Origin of the sequence: Patiriisocius marinistellae (genome assembly GCF_009014635.1) — a bacterium.
GTDB lineage: Bacteria > Bacteroidota > Bacteroidia > Flavobacteriales > Flavobacteriaceae > Patiriisocius > Patiriisocius marinistellae.
In genome coordinates, this window is record NZ_BKCF01000016.1 from 1 (window position 1) to 3726 (window position 3726).

Consider the following 3726-nt stretch of genomic DNA (forward strand, 5'->3'; position numbering starts at 1 on the left):
TCCTTTTCAGTTCCTCCAATAAAGTCGTTTTCCCTACTCCTGGACCACCTGTTATGACATAGAAATTATTATTTTCTTTTAGTTTAATCATTGTCGATTTCGGTTCGTTTTATATGACGCACAACGTGTTTGTATATGGTTTGTTGCGATGTTTAAGCACCTAATTTAACAAATAAAAACGGAAACTAAAACTCCACAAGGATAATTGCAAATAGGCGAGAAGCAGCAATAAATTATATACGGTGTTGTATGCAGTTATTTAGTTCTAATTGTAAATCTGAAATCCATTAATGGAAAAGGTTTATTAGCTTATATTAATTTCTATGACTAAAAATTCAATTAATTAGTAATTAAACCACCTTTTATAGATATAATTATAGAAGCATTAAGTAATAATTAACAATAAAATCTTTATATTAGTGTAATATATAGAGAGTTAATACGTCTAATATATAAAGATGTTTATATCTTAAGAGATAATGAGAATTCTATTAAACTAATTCGAAGAACTTGTTAATATCATTCTTTTACATATATTTACAATCATAATTGGAATATGACAACTACACTAGACAAAATACAAAAAGAAGTAATTAAGTCTTATACTAAATCTTTAAGTAGAGAAGAAACTATCGATAATTTACTAGATAAGATTAACGATAGAAAGAGGACGTATAAAGAATTTGCTGATGGAATTAACAAATTAGGTAAACTGGTAAGGAAAATTACTTGGTTAGATGATTTGTCTGATTCTGACGAAGTTATGATACGAGGGTTGATTGCTATGGGAAAAGCTTCGGATTTAAAATACAGAAAATTTTTGGCTGAAGATAGAAGGTTGTTTGTTCCAAAAGGACTTTTTAAAGAAGACTTTAAATATTTAAGAGAAGCAATTGAAAATCATAAAGAATCAGTTTTTGAAGTCGAACAAATAATTTTTGAATTTCGACAAGATGAAGATTTTAAAGAACTTTGTAAAGTAATAGATGATTTTTAATGAAGTTTTATTTTCAAAAACCATTTATTAAAGAAGTTAAAAAACTACTAAAAAAAGAATCTTATAAAGATTGTGAAGAAGCTATCATAGAGAACTTATTTCTTGCTGAACCAGAAGAAATATTTGAAAAGTGCGCAGCTTCAAGGTTAAACACAAGTTCTGATAACCCTTTTGCTAAAATCAGAATTAATTCGAGTTCAAAAGGTAAAGGTAAGAGTTCTTCTTATAGATTATATTTAATGGTATTTAAGGTTAAGGGTAAGATGTATTTTGCATACTTACATCCTAAAACTGGTGTTTACGGAAAACAATCATTAAATGCGAGTGAAAGAAAAGAAGTTGTCAAAACGTTAATAAAAAATATTAAAGAGAATAACTTCGAAGAAGTATCATTAAATGATAACAAGGATAAAATTATTTTCAATGAGGGAAAAAAAGAAGTTTTCTAACAGTATTAAATTCTTTTTTCTACTTTCATAATCTTTCAGTTTGATAATTTATTCTTCTCATATTCCACTAAAGATTCCTTATTTACTATCGTTTTTTTTAATTGCATACAACGTTGTTGTATAAGGAAAGTTGCGGTTTTGTCAGCGAGGAATTTCCGAAGGAAATTCAGAAGTTGATAAAAATGCAACTGCCTTTAATTAAGCACTAATTTAGCAATTTTTTTTATACGGTGTTGTACCACGTTTTTTATTTTCCATTTTCAACGTCAACTGTTTTTCTAAAGTCAGATTCTAATTGTTTTAAAATAGACGGAATAGTTTTATTTGTTCTCTCGTTCATTTCCTTGAGAATTTCACGACTAAAATCTGTGTAAGAATTTCCATAAACTCTTTCTCGGAAATGATAATCGGATAAAACAGAAAACGATTCCGATTTCAATTTGTCAATTAATTCACAAGTATTTATAGGAACAAAAATTCTTTTTTTATCATAATAGTCTCTGAATTCGTCGTAACTTTTTCCTGCATCGATTTTCCGCTGTTCTTTTAATTCCGCATCTTTTTCTTCATTTCCTGTGGACATTACAAAAGTAGAAGTAAGATTCGCAAGATTTATTCTGACGTCAACAATTAGTTTATATAAATCAGAAATTGTATCAAGTCTCTTTTCGTGAAATCTTGATGCCTTTGTCAAATGTATATCTAAATCACTCTTATATTTTTGCAATTGTTTTTCCAATTCGCTTTTATATAATTCCGACTTATTATTTAATTCAAGTTCAAAATTTTTAGCTTTTTGGTCAAAATATTTTCCAATAAAACTTCGGATTATAAATGCAATCAATCCTCCAATTATTGTTATAATTCCTAAATCTTTAATTATCTCCAAAATGCTGGTTTTAAATGTGGTACAACGGTTGTGTATATGGCTCGTAGCGTGTAAATTAGGAAATAATTTTCGGATTAAGCACAAGCCAGATTTTTAAATTTTACTATTTATCTTTTTTATTGGAAATCGTCAAATTTAAAAATTTGGCGACTTTCCAAATACACCTTAACTTCGATTAAGCAACTGCCCAGCTATGAGCTATATACGTTGTTAGGCAACGTTTATTTTCCAGTCTAATTGTCCAGTATTTTTAATCAATTGCGCATATTGTTTAAAAGCATCTTTAAACCAGTCTGCAATTTTTGTATCGGCTTGTTCATCATTTAGAAAAACTGAAATGTCTTTTTTTAGATTTATGGAACTTCCTGCGTCATAAGTAACAGTTGTGAAATTAGGCATTTTCTTCACGTAAGTCATTAATTCTTTATGTTCTGGATTTGATTTACTTAAATAAATTGATACATAAATTGATGGTGAACTAAATTGAAAACCATATTTTAATTCAGACCAACCTTTAGCTCCTAAAATACCAGTTTGATAAAATATCATTCGATTATGTTCAAGAATTTGTGCCGTAGTCAAACCATTAGAAACTTTATTTAAATTGAAAGTTTTTTTGAAAACAGGTTTTACTCTATTCAAGTGACCTTTTATAAGGTTTATTAAGTCTTGCAGGTTTTCGAGTGAAACAAAATCCTTAGCATTAATGGTTAATTCTTGTGCCATATCGTGTGTGATTAAAAAGTCCAAAAAATTCTCTACGAATTTATTTTCCTTATATTTTTTTAAAAATTTCGCTATTTGAAACCAGCGTATCTGTTTGAAATTATGTTCTGATATTAATTTTTTATCAAAGAATTTAGTACAATAAAATAAGTGTGTTTCAAATTCATCATCGGCTAAACTTTCTAAAACTTTGCAATACCTTTCGATTTGTCTATAACCTTCTTTAGAATTTACTTTATTCTCAATAAAACATATTGAATTTTCTCCTTCTAAGACAAAGTCAATAACACAATTTTGGTCATTTTCAAGTTCGTATTTCACTTGAGTTTTTAGACTATAATTGTTTTCGGGCAGTTTTAAGAAATCTTGAATGAAAGTTAATTTTATATCTTCTTCCAGATTCAATATTCCAACAAATACTTCAGTCGTAAAATCTTCCAAAGGTGTTTTGGAACGATGTTTCTTATAAAGACTTAAAAGTTGATTTAGCACGATGTTTTTTGTATTATACTGAAATAGGTTGACCTTTTTTCGGTTGTTTTTTGATTAATCAATTTCTATTTTTAAATCTTAAGTTCAGCTAAATTTACATTATTTTTTCGATAGGATTTATATTTGATATTTGGATTTAAGTGTACTTCAGCTGGTTTTCTTAATTCCAGGCT

The 3726-nt window shown here is 27.8% G+C and carries 4 protein-coding genes; 2 read left to right on the plus strand and 2 right to left on the minus strand.

Annotated elements, in window-relative coordinates; translation table 11 throughout:
* Positions 1-556 precede the first annotated feature (556 nt).
* Positions 557-997, plus strand: a complete 441-nt coding sequence (locus tag GB234_RS14835) for a hypothetical protein (RefSeq protein WP_151895359.1) — start codon at positions 557-559, stop codon at positions 995-997.
* Complete coding sequence (locus tag GB234_RS14840) at positions 997-1446, plus strand: hypothetical protein (RefSeq protein ID WP_151895360.1); 450 nt, start codon at positions 997-999, stop codon at positions 1444-1446. The genes GB234_RS14835 and GB234_RS14840 overlap by 1 nt, the downstream gene beginning before the upstream one ends.
* A gap of 247 nt (positions 1447-1693) precedes the next feature.
* Here GB234_RS14840 and GB234_RS14845 read toward each other — a convergent pair whose 3' ends face one another.
* Positions 1694-2335: a hypothetical protein gene (locus tag GB234_RS14845; protein ID WP_151895361.1), complete on the minus strand. Its 642-nt coding sequence runs from the start codon at positions 2333-2335 to the stop codon at positions 1694-1696.
* Between the two features lie 210 nt (positions 2336-2545).
* Positions 2546-3502, minus strand: coding sequence for a PD-(D/E)XK nuclease family protein (locus GB234_RS14850; protein WP_208997335.1), 957 nt, complete (start codon positions 3500-3502; stop codon positions 2546-2548).
* Positions 3503-3726: the final 224 nt, after the last annotated feature.